Source organism: Roseateles violae (assembly GCF_030410485.1).
In the GTDB taxonomy this organism is placed as follows: Bacteria; Pseudomonadota; Gammaproteobacteria; order Burkholderiales; family Burkholderiaceae_C; genus Roseateles_D; species Roseateles_D violae.
Genome location: NZ_JAUHHC010000003.1, coordinates 837,985 through 856,305 on the forward strand (window position 1 = coordinate 837,985; position 18,321 = coordinate 856,305).

Below are 18,321 nucleotides of genomic sequence, written 5' to 3' on the forward strand. Positions count from 1 at the left end.
TGTCTCCGTCATTGCGCCCCGGGAAGGACAGGTGTTTGGCCGGCTCAGAAGTTGTGCTTCAGGCCGAGGTCGAAGGCGGTCGTACGGGTCAAGGGCTTTCCGGCCACCGAGCCCTGCTGCAGCGCGGAGCCGACGTCGAAGTTGATCGAGGTCCGTTTGCTGAAGAAGTACTCGAAGCCCGCGCCCAGCTTGTCGGTCTTGTTGTTGGCGCCCTCGGGGTCGAGCCGGGCAAAGGCCAGCTTGATCAGATGGGCCGTCACCGGCACCGTGGCGGCGATGGTCAGGTTGCTGGCCTTCTTGCCGGCCGTCGTGGCTTCGGTGTACATCACGGCCGGCTTGACGAGCCCGAAGTCGTAGGCCCCACCGATCAGGGCGACCTTGTTCGCGTCGCTCTGGTGGTCGAAGGCCGCCGCGACATACACCGGTCCGGCGCTGTACTCCACATTGGCGCCAATGGAGCGATCGCGAACGCCCTCGCCGGCCGAGGCGGCCCAGTTGGTGGTAAGCCCGGAGAAGTTGGGCGACTTGTAGCCAACCGAGTTGTTGGCACGGGCATGGCCATCGATGCGATAGGTGGCCAGCTGGTGGTTCAGGCCGGGCGAGCCCAGCGTGTCCCAGCCCCAGGGATCGAGCTTCAGGGCCGGCCAGAAGGCCGGGATGTACTCGCGGCCCAGGTACACATTGCCCAGTGTCTTGTTCTCCAGGTACACATAGGAGCGCCCTTTCCAGAACACCGGGTCGGCCACGCCGGTGTCGCCCTGGAAGCGGTGCTCGATCTGAAAGCCGGCCTTCAGGCCCTCGCCCAGATCCTCGACGCCTCGGAAGCCGAGCCGGTTCTCCGAGAGATGCCGAACATCCCAGCGCTCGCCGGCCGGCCCGGTCTTGCCGTTGCTGCCGGTCAGGGCGGAGGTACCGTCGTTCTGCTTGGAAATGCCGAGATCGATGCGGCCATAGATGGTCACACCGGACTGCGCCTGGGCGGCGCTCGCCAGCGCCAAGCCGGCCAATGCGGGAATCGAACGGCGGAAGATTTTGTTCATCTTTTCTGTCTCCTGTTTTTATGGTGAATGGGCGGGCGCCCGTGAAGCGGCGATCAGGGCCGGATATAGGTCGTCTTGACCTGGGTGAAGAATTCCTTGGCGTGGGTCCCCTGCTCGCGCGGACCGAAGCTCGAGCCCCGGCTGCCGCCGAAGGGAACGTGATAGTCGACGCCGGCGGTGGGCGCATTGACCATCACCATCCCCGCCTTCAGATGGCGCTGGAAGTGGTGCGCGAGCTTGAGCGACGCCGTGCAGACGCCGGCGGACAGGCCGAAGGGCGTTTCGTTGGCCAGCGTCAACGCATGCTCGGCGTCGCGCGCCGGGATCAGGGCGGCAACGGGGCCGAAGATCTCCTCCTGGCAGATCCTCATGCCGTTGTCCGCGTCCACGAAGAGCGCCGGACTCAGGAAGTGCCCCCGCGTCGGACGGCGCAACAAGTCGCCACCGCTTGCCAGCGACGCGCCTTCGGCAATTCCCAGCTCGATGTAGGCGCGGTCCTGCTCCAGTTGGATCTCATCCACGACGGGGCCGATCTGGGTCTGCGCATCCAGCGCATGACCGACGCGCAGCGCCCGCACCCGTTCAATGAGCAGTTCGCGAAACCGTGCATAGATCTGCGGTGTCGCGATCAGTCGCGAGCTGGCCGTGCAACGCTGGCCGGTGGAGAAGTAGGCGCCCTGCACCGCGCAGTCCAGGGCGATCTCGAGATCGGCGTCATCCAGGATGACCAGGGGGTTCTTGCCGCCCATCTCGGTCTGATAGCGCGCCTGTCGTGCGCTGCAGGCGGCGGCCACGCGGGCGCCGGTCGCCGTGGATCCGGTGAAGCTGATGGCATCCACACGCCTGTCGTCCAGCAGCACCTGGCCGACCGCCTTCCCCGGGCCGGGCACGAAATTCAGGACGCCGGGGGGCAGGCCTTGACGGTGCAGGATCTCCACCAGCGCCCAGGCACTCGCGGGCACGGACTCCGCCGACTTGAACACGACGGTGTTGCCATAGGCCAGGGCCGGCGCGATCTTCCACGCGGGAATGGCGATGGGGAAGTTCCAGGGCGTGATGATGCCCACGACGCCGACAGGCTCGCGGCTCACGTCGACCCGCAAGCCAGCCCGCACCGAATCAAAGATCTCGCCGGCGGCCGCCACGGCAGCATGCGCATGGAATTTGAAGATCTGCGCGGCTCGCTGCACCTCGGCCGTCGCCTCGGCCAGGGTCTTGCCCTCTTCGCGGGCCAGCAATTCCCCCAGTTCGCTGCGGCGGGCGTGAAGCTCCTGACCGACCCGGTCCAGCACCTCGGCGCGAGAGGCCGGCGTTTGCTGGCTCCAGCCCGGCAGAGCGCCTACCGCCGCATCGACGGCTTGGACGGCGTGTTGACTGCTGGCAAGGTGGAACTCGCCCACGCATTCGTCCAGATTCGAGGGGTTGATATCGGCGTAGACATCGGCGGTTCGCAGCCACTCGCCGTTGACCAGGATGGGGTGGGGTTGGATGTTTCGGTCCATGTTGGAAAGCATACGATGGATTTTATAAAATGTACATAGTATGATTTCGGACAAGCGAACCCCGCACGGATGCGGTGTCGCTGCCAACTGATAAAAGGAGACGAAATGATCAAGATCCGCTCACCGATCCGGCCACGCTCGCTGCTCGGCGCAGCCCTCGTCGCCGTCGTGGCCGGCACGCTCGGCGGGGTGGCGCGCGCCGAGAGCTATCCTGAGCGCCCGATCACCCTGGTGGTGGGCTTCTCGCCCGGCGGCGCGGCCGACACGGTGGCCCGGCAGCTTGCCGAAGAGCTGAGCAAGCAACTGGGACAGCGGGTGAATGTCGACAACCGCAGCGGCGCCAGCGGCAATATCGCGACCTCGGCCGTGCTGTCCTCGCCGGCCGATGGCTATACCTTGCTGTTCTCTGCCGTCAACCTGGCCACCAACCCCTGGCTGTCGGGCGTGAAGTACGACACCAAGACCGACCTGGTGATGGTGTCGCAGATCACCAGCGTGCCGGTCGTGATGCTGGTGAGCGGCAACAGCAACTTTCGTCAGCCCGTCGATCTGGTGCGCAGCGCCCATAAGACCGAAGGCGGTCTCAAGGCCGGCTCCGGCGGCATCGGAACCTCCTCTCATCTGGCGCTGGAGCTGTTCTCGCGCAGCCTGAATGTGCCGGTCATCCACGTTCCCTACCGCGGCGGCGCGCCGGCCAACCAGGCCCTGCTGGCGCGCGAGGTCGACCTGATGTTTGACCTGATGTCCGGCGGCCTCAAGCAGATGGTGGACTCGGGCCGGATGCGGGCGCTCGCGGTCATGCAGGACAAGCGCGTCAGCGCCCTGCCGGACGTGAAGAGCGCGGCGGAGCTGGGCATGCCGCCGGAGACCTATGTGCGCAGCTGGCAGGGCATCGCCGTCAAGGCCGGCACGCCGAAGGCCGTGGTCGACAAGCTCCACAAGGCCGTGGTGGCCGCGGCGGCAAGCAGCAGCTTCTCGACCCGCGTCGGCGATCAGTTGGGCTACACCGTCGTGACCAGCAAGCAGCCGGATGACTTCCAGAAGTTCTACCTGGCCGAGCTTGCCCGCTGGGGCAGCCTGATCAAGACCGCCAACATCAAGCCGGAATGAGCATGCGCATCGCCGATATCCAATGCCATCTGATGCAGGCCGGCGGCCCGCCGCAAACGGGCTGGACCGCCACCGGAAAGAGTGCGCTGGCCAGCAGCCGCAACTGGCTCTTTGTCACCGTGCACACCGACTGCGGCATGGTCGGCACCGGTGAGGGCTCGGGTTGGCCTCGCGCGGTCGCGGCGGCGGTCCAGGATCTGGGCGGCTTCCTGGTCGGCGAAAGCCTCCATTCGATCGAGCGCCTGCACCAGCGCATGCGCACGGCCGTGATGAGTCATGGCCAGGTGGGCACGGTCGGCTCGGGCGCCATCGCGGCCATCGACATGGCGCTGTGGGACCTGCGCGCCCAGGCGCTGGGAGTCCCGATCTCCCAGTTGCTGGGCGGGCCGCTGCGGCAGGCCGTGCCCTATTACACCCACGCGAGCAGCGTCGCGGCGGCCGAGGCCGCCGTGCGACGAGGCGTGCGCGCCATCAAGGTGGGCGGCATCAAGGGCGTGGTGGAACGCGCCTACGCGATACGCGCCGCGCTGGGCCCCGAGATCGACATGATGGTCGACCTCCATGGGCCGCCGTGGCTGAACGCCGCCGACGCGATTGCCATTGGCCGCGAGCTGGAACCACTGGGGCTTCTGTTCCTTGAAGAACCCGTCGCGCCGGATGATCTACCCGGCTGGCGCCGCGTGCGCAGCAAGCTGGCGCTGCCGCTGGCCACCGGCGAACGGCTGGCGACGCTGAGCGACATGCTGCCCTTCATCACCGAGGGCCTGGTCGATGTCGTGCAACCGGACACCGGCCGCTTTGGCGGCCTGACGCAGATGCACAAGTTGGCCGCGATTGCCGAGGCCCATTCGCTGCAACTGGCGCCGCACAGCGGTTCGCTCGGACCGGTTGCCGAGTTCGCGGCGGTGCACCTGCTCAGCGCGATTCCGAATGGTCTGGTCCTGGAGCGCATGGACCCGGACTGGGCTGAGCGCGACGCCGTGATCACGCAAACCCTGAACATCGAACGAGGGCATATCGACGTCCCCGCAGGGCCGGGCCTGGGCACGGCCCTGCAGCTCGATGCGATTGCCCGCCACCCCAGCCAACGCAATATCGCCATCGCCGACGGCGGCTACAACGCCGGCACCGAGAGCGAGAGCCTCCTCCTCCAAGCCAGGCGCCCGCGCGCCGCACTGACCCGAAAGTAGACAACAAGCATGGAACTGACCGCACTGACCCTGGCGCGCCTGAACGCCGCCTCCACCGCCACGCTGACCACGGTGCTGTTCAAGCGCGGCTTTCGCAATGTCTTCATGCAAGGCCTGTCGCCGCTGAACAGCGCCGCCGCACGTTTTGTCGCGCCGGCCTTCACGCTGCGCTACATCCCCGCACGCGAGGATCTGGACGGCCTGAAGGCCTTCGATGATCGACGCCATCCGCAGCGTGTCGCGGTGGAGGAATGCCCCGCCGGCCATGTGCTGGTGATGGACAGCCGGGGCGATCCACAGGCCGCTTCCAGCGGCAATCTGCTGGTGACGCGATTGATGAAGCGCGGCTGCGCGGCGGTGATTACCGATGGCGGCTTCCGCGACAGCCCGGAGATCGCCGCCCTCGGCTTTCCCGCCTTCCACCAGCGGCCCTCCGCGCCCACCAATCTGATCCGACACCATGCGGTGGACCTGCAGCAGCCGATCGCCTGCGGCGGCGTCGCGGTCTATCCCGGCGATGTGCTGGTCGGTGACGCCGAAGGGGTCGTGGTGATTCCACAGCATCTGGCCGACGAGGTGGCCGAGGAGGCCTACCGTCAGACGATGTACGAAGATTGGGTCAATGAGCGCATCCTTGCCGGCGAGGGGCTGTTCGGGCTCTATCCCCTCACCGATGCCACACAACAGCAGGCCTATGCCGCCTGGGCGGGAAGCCAAAGCACCCGCTACCCACACCTGTGATCCGCATGAGCAGTCATCGTCCTACGGTTCTTCTGACGGGCGCTGCCGGCCGCCTGGCCCGCAGCATCCGCAGCAGCTTGCAATCCCACTGCGCCGAGCTGCGCCTGACCGACCGCGTGCCGGTGGAGGCGCCGGGCTACCCGGCGCATTGCGTCCATCTCGGTGAGCTGGCCGATATCGGCGAGCACCCCCAGCTGCTAGAGGGCGTGGACGCCATCGTGCACCTGGCCGGCCATCCGCGCGAAGCCGACTGGCCGACGCTGATCGAGGCCAATATGACGGCCACGATCGCGCTGTGGGAGGCCGCGCGGGCGCAGGGCGTGCAGCGCATCGTCTACGCCAGCTCCAACCATGCCGTGGGCTTCTATCCGCGCAGCCAGCGCATCGATCATGAAGCGCCGACCCGGCCCGACAGCCGCTACGGACTGACCAAGGTCTTCATGGAAGGGCTGGCGAGTCTCTATGCCGACAAGTACGGCCTGCGTGCCTTCGGCATGCGCATCGGCCATTGCGCGCCCGAGCCTTCCGATGCCCGCATGCTCGCGCACTGGATCCATCCCGAGGACCTGGCCGACCTGGTGCTGGTGGGCTTGCACAGCGATTACCACTGTGAGCTGGTCTATGGCGCCTCGGCCAACAGCCGCAGCTGGTGGGACAACCGCCGTGCGCAAGCGCTGGGCTATTCGCCGCGGCACAGCGCCGACCCGTTTGCCGCCCGGCTCGAATCGCTGGGCGAAAGCGACCCGGTGGCAGAACGCTATCAAGGCGGGGCCTTTGCCGCGCAGGAGTACCAGGGTGATCCTGAACGAGCGGCACGAGGTCGTTGAGCGCCAGCTGCTCGAGAGCGGCCATGGGCACCCCCTGCAGGTTTACCGGGTGCACAACCAGGTCGGCGAAGGGCCGGTCTGGGACGCGGCGCGCGCCTGCCTGTGGTGGATCGATGTGCGCGCACCGGAGCTGCTGCGGCTCGATCCGGCCTCCTGCGCGCTGTCGCGCTGGCGGCTGCCCGAAGCCGTGGGTGCCTTGGCGCTGGCTGCCGACGGCCGGCTTCTGCTTGCCTTGCGAACCCAGGCCTGGCTCTTCGATCCGGCCACGGGCAAGCTGGAGATCCTTGCCGAGGTCGAGCGCGATCGCCCGCTCAACCGCCTCAACGAGGGCAAGGTCTCGCCAAGCGGTCGCTGGTGGCTGGTCGGATCGATGGATGACAGCGCCGGGAGCAAGCAGGCTTGGGGCTCGCTATATCGCATCGATGCCGCGGGGCAGGCCCTGCGCCTCCATTCGGGCCTGACGATCGCCAACGGCATCGCCTGGAATGCCGACGGCAGCCGGCTGTTCTTTTCCGACAGCTGGCGGGGCCAGGTCTGGAGCGCCAGCTGGTACGAGTCCGAGGGTCGAATGGGCCCGCCGACGCTGTTTGCCAGTTCGCCCGAGGACAGCGGCCGGCCGGACGGCGCCGTGGTGGATGCCCAGGGGCACTACATTTCGGCGGGCGTCTCTGCCGGCTGCTTGAACCGCTTCGACGCCATGGGCCGCTGCGTCGAGAAAACAGCCCTGCCCTGCCGCGCGCCCACCATGCCCTGTTTTGGCGGCGCTACCGGCCAGGACCTGTTTGTCACCTCGCTGCTACGCCCGCAATGGTCACAGGCGCCCGGCGGGCTCGACGGCCAGTTGTTCTGCCTGCCCGGCTTTGGAAATGGAAAGCCGGCGGCGCTGATGAAACTCCAGGCTTCCGACATACAGTCCATTTAATAAAATGCAGGATCGCTGGAGAATCAACACCCATGGCCACACGCCAACCGATCAACGCCCCCACCTATCTGCGCCTTCGAGACCAGATACGCGACGACATCGTGGCCGGCGTCTGGGCCCTGGGTTCCCATGTCACGCTGGCGGAGCTGGGTGCGCATTACCAGGTCAGCAATGTGCCGGTGCGCGAGGCGCTGCTGCAGCTGCAGGGCGAAGGCATCATCGAGATGCGCATGAACCGGGGCGCAGTGATTCCGCCGGTGGATGCCAAGTTCATCGACGACACCTACCATCTGCGCGGCGCCTTGCAATCGATGCTGGCCCGGCTGGCCTGCGTGCGCGCCAGTGATGCGCAGATGAGGACACTTGAAGCGCTGGCCCTGGCCTATGAGGATGCGGCGGGATCGGGTGAAGCGGCGGCGGCGGTGGCCGCCAACCGCGAATTCCATCACCACCTCGACAGCATGGCCGACAACGCCCAGGCCCTGGAAGTGCTTCAGGCGCGCAGCAGCCTGGTGGACGCTTTTCGGCGTGTCCATGGCTACGGTCAGGGGCGCCTGGACAAGGTGATTGCCCAGCACCGCAAGATCGTCAAGGCCATTGTCAGGCGCGACGCCGAGGCCGCCAGCCAGGCGGTACTCGCTCATACCGACTCGTCGCGCCAGGATTTGCTGGACCTGCTGAAGCGCGCCAGGCCGAGTTGACGCGCCGGGTCCCGCATGCGTGTGCCACGACAAGGCCGCCAACAAGAGGTGGTTTCAAGGCTCGCGCTGAGCGGCGTCTCCTCAAGCTGCGCTTACGGCTTGTGCGCTCCTTCCAGCGCTCCCACGGTGGCATTGCCTCCGATCTAAACTTCGAACTGCCGAACGAAGGCAAGGCGAAAGCGGGTCGTGACGCGATGAATTTCCCCCAGCGACAAGGCGCAGGCTGGCAGGTCGTCCCGCCTGGTTCCCTGACGACCATGCCTGTGTCGGCGGTCCGCGCGGCCGCAATGCGAACGTCCGTTCGAGCCGAGCTCGACGCCATCTGCTGAGGCGAGACAAGGAACGCCATGTCCATCGACGCATTGCTGCTGGCGCGAATCCAGTTTGCCTTCACCATCTCCTTCCACATCATCTTCCCGGCCCTGACCATGGGCCTGGCCAGCTATCTGGCCGTGCTGGAAGGGCTGTGGCTGAAGACCAAGCAACAAGTCTACGAGGACCTGTATCACTTCTGGATCAAGGTCTTCGCCGTCGCCTTCGGCATGGGCGTGGTGTCCGGGCTGGTGATGGCCTATCAGTTCGGTACGAACTGGAGCGGCTTCTCGAAGTTCGCGGGCGGCGTGACGGGCCCGCTTCTGGCCTATGAGGTGCTGACGGCCTTCTTCCTGGAGGCGGGCTTCCTGGGGGTGATGCTGTTCGGCCTGCGCCGCGTGGGGCCCGAGCTGCATTTCATGTCGACCGTGTTCGTTGCCATCGGCACGCTCATCTCGGCCACCTGGATATTGGCATCCAACAGCTGGATGCAGACGCCACAGGGGCACGAAATCATCGATGGGCGCGTCGTCCCCGTTGACTGGGTCGCCGTCATCTTCAATCCCTCCTTCCCCTACCGCCTCTTGCACATGGTCGTGGCGGCGTTCCTCTCGACGGCGCTGATGGTCGGCGCCTCGGCAGCATGGCACCTGCTTCGCGGCCGTGAAAGCAGGCCGGTGAGGACGATGCTGAAGATGGCGATGGGCATGGTGCTCGTCACGGCGCCCGTCCAGGCCCTCATTGGCGACTTCCACGGGCTCAATACGCTCGAGCATCAGCCGGCCAAGCTCGCGGCCATCGAGGGGCACTGGGAGAACAAGCCAGCCGAGGCGGTGCCGCTCATCCTGTTCGGCTGGCCCGACATGCAGGCGGAGACGACCCGCTTCGCGGTGGAGCTGCCCAGGCTCGGCAGCATTCTGCTGACGCACAGCTGGGACGGCCAGTTCAAGGGACTGAAGGACTTTCCTGCGCAGGACCGGCCCAACTCGACCATCGTCTTCTGGAGCTTTCGCCTCATGGTCGGCCTGGGCATGCTGATGATCCTGCTGGGCCTGTCTGCACTGCTCGCGCAGCTGCGCGGGCGCTTGCACACCTCGAAGCCCTTGCTGCGGTTTGCGCTGGCCATGGGGCCGGCCGGTCTGGTCGCCATCCTGGCTGGATGGGTGACCACGGAAGTCGGCCGACAACCCTGGGTGGTCTACGGCGTAATGCGCACCGGGGACGCCGTATCGGCGCACAGCGTGGAGCAGCTCGCCTTCAGCCTGGCCATCTTCGTGGTCGTGTACGTCTTCGTCTTTGGCGCCGGCACGGTTTACCTGCTGAGGATCATCGGCAAGGGCCCGCAGGGCGGCGAGCGTGCTCACCCGCCCGAAGGCGGCCCCGGCGAGATGCGCAACCCGATGCGGCCACTGTCCGGCGCCTACGAGCAACTCGGCGGCGACCTGGCCCTGGATCGACGAGGAGAGCAATGATGGGTATCGACCTGCCGCTCGTCTGGGCCATCATCATCCTGTTCGGCGTGATGATGTACGTCATCATGGACGGCTTTGACCTCGGCATCGGGCTGTTGTTCTTCGCCGTTGACCCCAAGGAAGACCGCGATGTGATGATGAACACCGTCGCACCGGTCTGGGACGGCAACGAGACCTGGCTGGTGCTCGGCGGCGCCGGTCTGCTGGTGGCGTTCCCGGTTGCCTATGCGGTCATCCTCAGCGCCTTGTATCTGCCACTTGTGCTGATGCTGGTGGGGCTGATCTTCCGCGGCGTGGCCTTCGAGTTCCGCTTCAAGGTGCCTGGCGGAAAGCGCCGTGTGTGGGACAAGTCATTCGCCGGCGGGTCGCTGTTGGCCACCTTTTTCCAGGGCGTCACGCTCGGTGCCTTCATCGATGGTGTCAAGGTTCGTGACGGCAACTTCGCCGGCGGCGCCTTCGACTGGTTGAGCCCATTCCCGATGTTCGTGGGCCTGGGTCTCGTCGTCGCCTATGCCCTCTTGGGAAGCACATGGCTGGTCATGAAAACGGAAGGGGCGCTGCAGGCGCGCATGCGACGCGCGTCGTACCGCTTGTCCTGGTTGCTGCTCGCCGTGATCGCCGTCATCAGCATCTGGACGCCGCTGGCGCATCAGGCCATTCTTGATCGCTGGTTCGCCTGGCCGCGCATCGTCTGGTTTGCGCCGGTCCCGGCGCTAGTTTTGGCGGCGACCTGGGGCCTCCAGTCCTCGCTACGGCGGGAATCGACCCACGCCCTGCCCTTCATGCTGACCCTGGCGCTGATCTTTCTCGGCTACAGCGGCCTCGGTATCAGCCTCTGGCCGAACGTTTTGCCGCCCTCCGTGTCGATTTGGGAAGCCGCTGGACCACCGCAGAGCCTCGGATTTGCGCTCGTCGGCGCGCTGCTCATCATTCCGATGATCCTGATGTACACGGCCTGGAGCTATTGGGTGTTCCGGGGCAAGGTGCGCCACGGCGAGGGATACCACTGATGTCAGCGCATCGCCTGTGGTTGCGGCGCGTTGCCTGGCTGATGGCCATCTGGCTCCTCAGCGTGACAGCCTTGGGGCTGGCGGCATTGGGAATGAGGCTCTTGATGCGGCAGATGGGATTGAGCTAGGCCGCTGACTTGCGAACAGCGCGAGGAGCTCAAGTCCAGATCGCTCAGGCGATTCAGCCGAGGTCGGGCGGCACAACGGGCACTTGGCACCAGGCTAGCATCCAATCGGCGAATCCCCCTGCGGCCATCGAAGTGCGCCTGCTTCTCGCGCGCAAGCAGCGACAGCGGCCGCTGATCTCATCCGCTGTAGCGCCGCAGATCCAGGTCTTCGAAACCAACGCCACTCCAAAGCAACCCTGGATGTTTCCGTGAGCCTTGCCGCTTGGTGCCGCGGACCCTATGAAACCGATTCGGTGTCGACACGGACTTCGTCACACGCTTTGTCGCAGGCGCCCAGAAACGACGAAGCCCGCTCCAGGCGGGCTTCGCAAGTGCTTGTCAACACTCAGTATTTTGGTTGCGGGGGCACTTTGGGTTATGAGACCACTGTCCCGTTTGACTAACTCACCCGGCAGCCGATGGCGCGGCCCTCTATGAAAGAAGGCTCTGAGTCGACTTTACCAATGAAAATACGTCATTGGCAAGGGTGGCGGGAGTGTCACGCTCCACATCGACCGAACTCGACCTCAGCCGATTGGCTGTGACAGCGTGGCCCATTACGCACGATGTCGAACCTGACCATTAGGCAGCCCTGGCATCCGTCCGACACCCAATGAAGCCAAACATCTTCCTTGCTCACCAAAGTCGGCCCACGGCCGTCCGGGCTGGCGTTTCGGCAAGCTAGAAGTCGTCGAGTTGACAGCCAGCGCAGCCGTCTTGGATACTGAACTCACGCCAAGGTTTTTCGTGCGACGCTAGTTCTTTTTTTCGCGTGAGTCCTTTGGCCGCCCGTCCCGCTCGGAGTTCCCGAGCATTCAAAGGAGAGGCGCCGCTGAGAGTGATGGGCAACATCATCAGCGGCAAAGGCAAATGCGCCGAGTCCATCTTGGCGCCTACATCTGCGGATTGAACTGGCCAAAGTGCTCGTCGATCCGCGCGATCTCGAGCACTGCCGCCTAGCAGAGCCACTCGACCGTCAGCGGCGATCCTGCACGCCCGGTCGGCCGTGCGCATCAGATGGATGCGCACGGCGCTCTGCATTGGACCGAGATCATGCCCCCTGAAAGTAACGGCGCCAACCTTTTGGCTAAGGTCAGCGCCTGCGAAGCTGACCAGCGCCTGCTAGCCGCCATCCGCTGCCCTGCCGCTTGCCGCGGCCTCCTGCTAGCTCTGGTCCTTGTCGAGGATGCGCTTAATGCGTACTTCCGCATTAGCAGCCTGCCTCGAATTAAGCCTTGGCTGGACATAACGCGCGCACTGATAGACCGCTGTGAGGTCCTAGAAGATGACGGCGTCGGCGGTCTGAGAACCCCTGTTCGCCCCCAGCAGCCGTCGGTGTTTAGTCGGCTGTGTGCTACGCACACACCTCGACTCGCTTCGAAGTGTCATGACCGCGCGCTTGCGCTCCTTGGCATGCTCGTCGCCGATGCCTGCTCGTCTGATCGCCCATTGGGAGAATCCGCTGTAGCTGGCTGGTACACGCTGATCCATGCCAGCGGCCGACAGAGTGATTGGCGGGCATTCGTCGAGATCGTTCCGACGTCACTGTTGGATTTGAATATTGCTTTGGCCCAAGCCCGGTCGCCCGGACTGGTCGACTTGCTGTCGAATCTGATCGCCGCGCTGAGTCGGCCACTCCTCGATCCGCCGGCGAACGCACCAAGTCGTGATGTCGAATCTGGCGTTCCGTCTCATGGCGATGTATCCGCAAGCGATGTCGACGAGCTTTCAGAAGGCGAGGAAGACCCCGACGTATCGCCCAGACGCGGCAAACAGAGGCTGCGGGGGCCATTGGACAACGAGAAGGCACGTGCCAATCCTGTCGCGTGGATGCTCGAGGCTTCGAACTACGCATACCACTCGCAGCGCGTCGACTTGATAGGCGACCGCGATCGGCTGCACCCCAAAGCCACAATGGAGCGCTGGAGGTTTCTGAAGGAAAGATACAGGAACGGAGGATCGCAAGAGCGACAATTCGTCGCATTCGCGCATGTGTCGCAGCGACTTGCGCAGCCGGCGCGCGTCGCACTGCCCTTGCGCTTAGACGGCAAGCGCTCGACCCAGCTCGATGTGCCCGGTGGAACGGTGGTATGGAACTGCCTCGCCGCGCTCAGCGCGTCGGCCGATCCCGCGTTGGATGCGCTCGAACTGCGCCAACGATCCTTCGCGATTCACCGTCTGCTTGACGCCGACATTGCGGACTATTTGCGGCTTCGCCTGGTCGAGCAGCCGGACGCATCGACATTAGCCGAATTGCTCGGAATCGACACCACACCCGATGCATTGAAGGTCTGGCTGGGCAAGTACCGCGAGTTCCTGCGCAAGGGTAAGCACATCCATCCGGCCTATGACGCCCGGTGGGCCGGAAGCCTCGGCGACATCTATCGCTATCTCGGCGCCGGCGAGGCGCTAGCGTTCTATGGCGGGCCCGACTTCGATGCCCTGCCGATAGGGATGGCGTCTTACATCACGCTTGATGCCGAGACGCTTGCGCCGATCGAACAGGATGTGTTTCGCTTCTTGGGCTGGCGTATGCCTGAGGACCGAATCATCCCAGGGCCGCAAGGCTCGCCGATCTCGATCACCCGCGAGGAGTTCCGCGTTGGTTGGTCAACCTGCCAGGAGAGGACGCGACACGCGCGGGCAGATCTGAAGGCAGCCCGCACGGCCGATGAATTCGTCGACGCGTTCAACCGCCTGACACGATCACGCCTCGTCGCGCTGATTACTCTGTCGGCTCATCGAGGCACGCGACTGTCGCGCCTGACGTGGCGCGGGCTGTATCAGTGTGCACAGCTGATCCTCATATTCGACAAGGACGTCGGAGAGTACCAATCCGATCGCGGCGTCCCTGTCCATCGCCGGCTCGATCAGGTCCTGGCGGCCTGGCAGGACGATCTGACATTGATGCGCGACAAGGCAGAGCAGTTGGGCCTGTCGATGTCCACGAATGGCCGGCGTGCTGTTCCGGGCATGGCAGCCGACGATCCAGTGTTCTTCGCCGTTCGACTTGGCCGAGGGCCCGCCGCCATGGTCATCGAGCGTACCGCACTGCGTTTCAAGTGGCTAAGCGAAGAGGCTGAGGCATGCTTCGCCAGCCCGCTGAACATCGGACGGCACTTTCTGGTGAGCCAACTGATTGCTCGGCGCGTGAGCGCGTGGCACGTGCGCGTGCTTACCGGCCACTGCCGCATTCATGCCGAAGCCTTCTCCGATGGCATGCATGTGCCGCCCGCGCATGCCATGGCCGTCCTCCGGGACGAAATCGAGAAATTGCTCGATTCTCTCGATCTGGCACCGATCGCGAACCTCGACCCGTCGAAGAAGCACCGGCACCTGATCAACCTCAGCGGCTCGCTGCCATCCGCAGCCGACCCATATCTCTCGCCATCGGCTTCGAACGTCTTTCGGATCCTGCCAGCGCCCTTCGATACGTTTACGCCAGTGGCACTTCGTGCGATTGAGGACCTGCGGCGCCGGGCCTGCGAGATCACTGGCATGTCGCCCCGCGCCGAGTTCACTGCCGCTCAGACGCTCTTCGCACTGCTGGATCGAGTAGATCAAGAGGCAATCTTTAGCGACCTTGCGACTACTGTGAGCCTGGCAGGACCAGTGGCCTGTGCTGTCTGGGAGCGGCCGAATAGCGCGCAGCCGATCGGCATGCGGCTGAATGATCGCTCTGTGATCGCACTGGCTCACATCAAGAACCGGAGCCAGCCTGGCAATTGGCGCAACAGCGCTGAAGAGGTGGGTCGCTGGGCGCGGAACGCCCACCCAATGTTGGGATGGCCTACCAACGACTTCGACGCCTATCTGAGCCTGTTGGCGCTCGCGCTGCGGTTTCGGCGCTTCCACTATGCGCCTGATTTGCTCACCGCCGCATCGCCAGCCCTGCCCTCAGCTACGTTCAGTCGCCGATCGGTGCTGCGCATCGCCGGCATTGATCGCGCTTTAACACCCACGGCCTCTGCACTGGGTAAGGCGCTGCGCCAAGGCAACCCACGGCCCATCAAAAATAAGGGGATCGGCCCTTTGTATGACGTCGCTGAGGCCCTGCGGAGCGTCAGTCGGATCTCTTATCCGTTGGGCGGTGAGGTCCAGCGAGCGAAGGACTGGAAGGAGAAGCTCAAGCAGATCGACAACAAGGACGACTTGCGAGCTGCGGCACTTAAGAAGTTGCACGACTTTGAGATCTCGCTGTGGGAGAAACTCGACAAGAAGGAGGCTGATGAAACCAGCACGCTCGCGGGTCACTTGGGTGAAATCCTGACCGCATTAAGCCTGCTGTCCCCTAGAGACGATCCGTCCGAGTTCACGGAGCAGGATTGGCGCGACTGGGTCGAGGCAGCGAAGCAAGTTCTTGATGAAAAGGGGAAGAACACCAAGGCGGTCAAGAACAATCAGACGCGGTACTTTGGCCTCAAGCGCCTCGTGCGGATCGCTCGCAAGATTGGTTGGTCTGCGCCGCGGGGCCTTTTCACCGATGGCAGCCCGCGAATCAGCTTCGACGGGCTGCGCCGCTCGGCTGCATCAGTGGCGGTCCTGAGCTCGGACCACGCCGGGATTCGAGAGCTTTTGACCGATCACTTCGAAGACTGGCCTTTGCTGCAGTGGCAGGCAGAGCTGGCAGCCACGCTGCATGAACACCACCCACTTCGCAGCAGCGAGCAGACCGCGCTGGTGGTGCGATGCTTGGTGCACGAGAGCCAGATGCTCCTCATAAAACCCGGGGACTTCAGTCATTTGAAGTCCGTGCATGCCTATCGGCTTTTGGACTGCGCCAAGCAGGTGGTGGAGTTGTTCGGCAGAGTAGACGACGGTTCGATCGATCTCAAGAGCAAGTACCTCTTCCTCGACAACTCGGGCTGGGACTGGTCCGATGCGCGATTGATCGATGACGCGTTAGTCAGCGCAGCGGCCCAAGTGACGGGCGAAGCGGCCGTGCGCAAGCACAGCTTTCGCGGCAACGCGTATTGCCGCCTCCTGTGGCCGGAGTGGGAAGTGATCGCCCGGGCACTCCTTGCGGCCAACCGTTCGCCAAGTGCGTTGCGCGAGATGCTCGAACGCGATCGAGGGCGCGGCTTTGCAGTGGGCACACTGGCCGCGCGCAGCGCCGGCCATGGGTTGCCCGTTGTCGGGCTCGTCTACTACGCCGCGGCGTGGGCGCTGATGCACAGCGCACAGTCGAGAGCACTGCTCGCGGACTTGGCACCGGATTCCAGGCTCATCGAAGGCGTGCTGGGCTCGACAGGCTCCATCCGAAATGCCAAGTCGATTGCCAAGGCCGCTGAGAAAGACTTCGACATCTGGGGCGAGGTGGCGCGACGCTGTGTCAAGCAAATGCAGTTGCCACCGCTCGTGACCACCGAAGAGCGCGCGGTTATCGCCCCGCGCAATAAGGCCGCGGATTCGGCTGCACCGCCATTCCTCTCCTGCGTCCGGCTTGTGGCCCACTTGCTAGCCGGCGGCAAACGGGACAGCCTTGCTAACACCCTGGGAATTGCTAAGCCATACGCATTGCACCTTGAGTCCATGTTGCCGGACGCGGATCGCCGCAAGGCAGTCACTCACCGTCGGCGTGGCGACGCAACACTTGGCCAACTCGCCGAAGACCGTGCCTTCATGGACAGCAAGCTGGGGCGCGAGCTTCTCGCCAACCTTGCGACCCACCCATTGCCGGCGTTGACCGGCTTACTGATCGATCTGGCGCCGTACAGGCGCAACCCCCGGGATCCAACCGCTTCCCCAGCACAGCTTCTGCAGCGCTTGCACTCTCACCTCAAGGTGCTGCCATCGCCGCTGCGACTGCAGGTCCGCTTCAACTACGACAAGTACGGATGTCCATTGACAGCTGAGCAACAGCACAGTCTGGGCGAGCGCCTTGTCGTCAGCGACAACCCCCGCATCGGACGCCAGCCGGAGTGCCAAGTGCTGCCAGCCGAGCTTCCGCCACCGACCAGCGGCAACGAAACCGGACGGACTGTGACGAAGCACAGGCAGTCCGAACTTGTGGGGCGCCTGACGGTCGCCACCCGCCTCTACATCGAAGCCCTCGAAATAACGCATCAAACGCTGAATGGGAGACTCCAATGAACAAGCAAAAACCTGGGAAACAGTCGATCAGCACCGAGGAGACTCGTGAAGCTGTCACGGCGCGTCGCTACGATGTGGCAGGTGTCTTCCAACCCGATGCCAGCGACGTGGCGCAACTGCTTGAGCAGTTCGACTCGGTGGACTACGTCGGGCTCGTCGATTTCTTCCAGCTGGTGATGCGCTGCGAGCGCCAAATGATCGACAAGCTGGAGCAGCTCGAATCAGCTTACACGACAGGGATATCCATCGAAGGAGCCAGGGCGCTCCTTCTGAGCCTGTTGCGCATTCCGCCAGTGCAGCGGGCAATTGACCAGAAAGCCGATGACCGCGAACAGACCGAGGAGGAGATGGCGATGCTGCGCCAAGAGGTTCGCGCTGCCGCAAAAATCGCATACACGGTCGCCAGGGCGATCGAGAAAGACGGTGCTCCGCCCTCCCTGGAAACGGTTGACCGCTTGATCAGGGCAGCCGGCGCCGATCCGAAGGGCATCAGGGCTCAGCTCGAATCCGCGCGCGCTGGAGATCCCCCGATGACATTCAACGACAACCAAGAACTGCCGATAGTCCTGCCCATGCCGAAATGCTTGCTGTCTGAAAACAGGTACACGGTCGACATCATGATCGACGGTCTGAGCGACAAGCGCCATGACTTCGAGGCTACCGTGATCAAGGTGTCGGGTGACGATGAAGGTGCACTGGCGCTGCAGGGACTGATCGATGTTCCAGTGCGGGCCACGTTCGTGCCCGACAAGCGCGGCAAGATCCGGCGGGCGCTTCTCGGAGCGCAACTGACCAACAAGTCTGTCACGGTCATGGTTGAAGTCACCCGGGGTTTCAGGGGGCTGGACGGGAAGCACAATGCATTGACCGTGATCAGGCTCAACGGCAACCCCGAGCTTGCATCGGCCATGGAGCAGGAGGTCTCGCAGTTAAAGTTGGATTTCGTGTCTTGAGGCACACTTTGACTGCGTACAGCACATGTCGCCTTCCAGTGCCTGGTGCTCGGGGCGCGCATGCGGCTGGATCAGCACCCCGCGGCATGACCTGGCTCATTTCGTAGAGAAAGACTTCCCTGCGGGCTTTCTTGGGCTGCGGGTCAGGCCGACACCGCGCGCTGGAGCGGTGGACAAGAGGGGCACCGGGCGCATCGCCGACCGGCTCGTAGAAGTCAATGGCTGCAGTACGTTGTACAACTGCCGTTCTGGTTGCGTCAGGTGGCCGCACCCGGCGACCG

Annotated in this window: 13 protein-coding genes; 11 read left to right on the forward strand and 2 right to left on the reverse strand. The window is 64.4% G+C overall.

Annotated features, from left to right (window positions below; genetic code table 11):
* Window positions 1–44: 44 nt before the first annotated feature.
* Window positions 45–1,040, reverse strand: a complete 996-nt coding sequence (locus QWJ38_RS14290; protein ID WP_290359750.1) for a porin — start codon at window positions 1,038–1,040, stop codon at window positions 45–47.
* A 53-nt stretch (window positions 1,041–1,093) separates the two neighbouring features.
* Entirely contained in the window at window positions 1,094–2,554 is a 1,461-nt protein-coding gene (locus tag QWJ38_RS14295) for an aldehyde dehydrogenase family protein (protein WP_290359751.1), read from the reverse strand.
* A gap of 93 nt (window positions 2,555–2,647) precedes the next feature.
* On the opposite strand from QWJ38_RS14295, the gene QWJ38_RS14300 reads away from it, so the two are divergent.
* The 11 genes from QWJ38_RS14300 (at window position 2,648) to QWJ38_RS14350 (ending at window position 18,040) form a co-directional block, all read left to right on the forward strand.
* The gene (locus QWJ38_RS14300) at window positions 2,648–3,652 is read left to right on the forward strand and encodes a Bug family tripartite tricarboxylate transporter substrate binding protein (RefSeq protein ID WP_290359752.1); all 1,005 of its coding nucleotides are present in this window, start codon (window positions 2,648–2,650) and stop codon (window positions 3,650–3,652) included.
* Window positions 3,649–4,842: a mandelate racemase/muconate lactonizing enzyme family protein gene (locus QWJ38_RS14305; RefSeq protein ID WP_290359753.1), complete on the forward strand. Its 1,194-nt coding sequence runs from the start codon at window positions 3,649–3,651 to the stop codon at window positions 4,840–4,842. The genes QWJ38_RS14300 and QWJ38_RS14305 overlap by 4 nt, the downstream gene beginning before the upstream one ends.
* A 9-nt stretch (window positions 4,843–4,851) precedes the next feature.
* Window positions 4,852–5,583 carry a ribonuclease activity regulator RraA gene (locus tag QWJ38_RS14310; RefSeq protein WP_290359754.1) on the forward strand — a complete coding sequence of 244 codons (732 nt, stop codon included), beginning with the start codon at window positions 4,852–4,854 and terminating at the stop codon, window positions 5,581–5,583.
* A gap of 5 nt (window positions 5,584–5,588) precedes the next feature.
* Window positions 5,589–6,410, forward strand: coding sequence for an NAD-dependent epimerase/dehydratase family protein (locus QWJ38_RS14315; protein WP_290359755.1), 822 nt, complete (start codon window positions 5,589–5,591; stop codon window positions 6,408–6,410).
* On the forward strand, window positions 6,379–7,332 hold the full coding sequence (locus QWJ38_RS14320) for an SMP-30/gluconolactonase/LRE family protein (protein WP_290359756.1): 954 nt from the start codon (window positions 6,379–6,381) through the stop codon (window positions 7,330–7,332). Before QWJ38_RS14315 ends, QWJ38_RS14320 begins: the two co-directional genes overlap by 32 nt.
* Window positions 7,333–7,364: 32 nt before the next feature.
* Entirely contained in the window at window positions 7,365–8,033 is a 669-nt protein-coding gene (locus tag QWJ38_RS14325) for a GntR family transcriptional regulator (RefSeq protein ID WP_290359757.1), read from the forward strand.
* Window positions 8,034–8,380: 347 nt separating this feature from the next.
* The gene (locus tag QWJ38_RS14330) at window positions 8,381–9,817 is read left to right on the forward strand and encodes a cytochrome ubiquinol oxidase subunit I (protein ID WP_290359758.1); all 1,437 of its coding nucleotides are present in this window, start codon (window positions 8,381–8,383) and stop codon (window positions 9,815–9,817) included.
* A complete protein-coding gene (cydB, locus tag QWJ38_RS14335) occupies window positions 9,817–10,827 on the forward strand; it encodes a cytochrome d ubiquinol oxidase subunit II (protein ID WP_290359759.1) in 1,011 nt (336 codons plus the stop codon). Before QWJ38_RS14330 ends, cydB begins: the two co-directional genes overlap by 1 nt.
* A complete protein-coding gene (locus QWJ38_RS14340; RefSeq protein ID WP_290359760.1) occupies window positions 10,827–10,955 on the forward strand; it encodes a DUF2474 domain-containing protein in 129 nt (42 codons plus the stop codon). The genes cydB and QWJ38_RS14340 overlap by 1 nt, the downstream gene beginning before the upstream one ends.
* A gap of 1,452 nt (window positions 10,956–12,407) precedes the next feature.
* Window positions 12,408–17,087 carry a hypothetical protein gene (locus QWJ38_RS14345; protein WP_290359761.1) on the forward strand — a complete coding sequence of 1,560 codons (4,680 nt, stop codon included), beginning with the start codon at window positions 12,408–12,410 and terminating at the stop codon, window positions 17,085–17,087.
* The gene (locus tag QWJ38_RS14350; RefSeq protein WP_290359762.1) at window positions 17,084–18,040 is read left to right on the forward strand and encodes a hypothetical protein; all 957 of its coding nucleotides are present in this window, start codon (window positions 17,084–17,086) and stop codon (window positions 18,038–18,040) included. Before QWJ38_RS14345 ends, QWJ38_RS14350 begins: the two co-directional genes overlap by 4 nt.
* Window positions 18,041–18,321: the final 281 nt, after the last annotated feature.

Bases quoted from the DNA above. Each gene is read 5' to 3' on its own strand.
- QWJ38_RS14290 (WP_290359750.1), bottom strand. From the start codon at position 1,040: ATGAACAAAATCTTCCGCCGTTCGATTCCCGCATTGGCCGGCTTGGCG.
- QWJ38_RS14295 (WP_290359751.1), bottom strand. From the start codon at position 2,554: ATGCTTTCCAACATGGACCGAAACATCCAACCCCACCCCATCCTGGTC.
- QWJ38_RS14300 (WP_290359752.1), top strand. From the start codon at position 2,648: ATGATCAAGATCCGCTCACCGATCCGGCCACGCTCGCTGCTCGGCGCA.
- QWJ38_RS14305 (WP_290359753.1), top strand. From the start codon at position 3,649: ATGAGCATGCGCATCGCCGATATCCAATGCCATCTGATGCAGGCCGGC.
- QWJ38_RS14310 (WP_290359754.1), top strand. From the start codon at position 4,852: ATGGAACTGACCGCACTGACCCTGGCGCGCCTGAACGCCGCCTCCACC.
- QWJ38_RS14315 (WP_290359755.1), top strand. From the start codon at position 5,589: ATGAGCAGTCATCGTCCTACGGTTCTTCTGACGGGCGCTGCCGGCCGC.
- QWJ38_RS14325 (WP_290359757.1), top strand. From the start codon at position 7,365: ATGGCCACACGCCAACCGATCAACGCCCCCACCTATCTGCGCCTTCGA.
- QWJ38_RS14330 (WP_290359758.1), top strand. From the start codon at position 8,381: ATGTCCATCGACGCATTGCTGCTGGCGCGAATCCAGTTTGCCTTCACC.
- cydB (WP_290359759.1), top strand. From the start codon at position 9,817: ATGGGTATCGACCTGCCGCTCGTCTGGGCCATCATCATCCTGTTCGGC.
- QWJ38_RS14340 (WP_290359760.1), top strand. From the start codon at position 10,827: ATGTCAGCGCATCGCCTGTGGTTGCGGCGCGTTGCCTGGCTGATGGCC.
- QWJ38_RS14345 (WP_290359761.1), top strand. From the start codon at position 12,408: ATGCTCGTCGCCGATGCCTGCTCGTCTGATCGCCCATTGGGAGAATCC.
- QWJ38_RS14350 (WP_290359762.1), top strand. From the start codon at position 17,084: ATGAACAAGCAAAAACCTGGGAAACAGTCGATCAGCACCGAGGAGACT.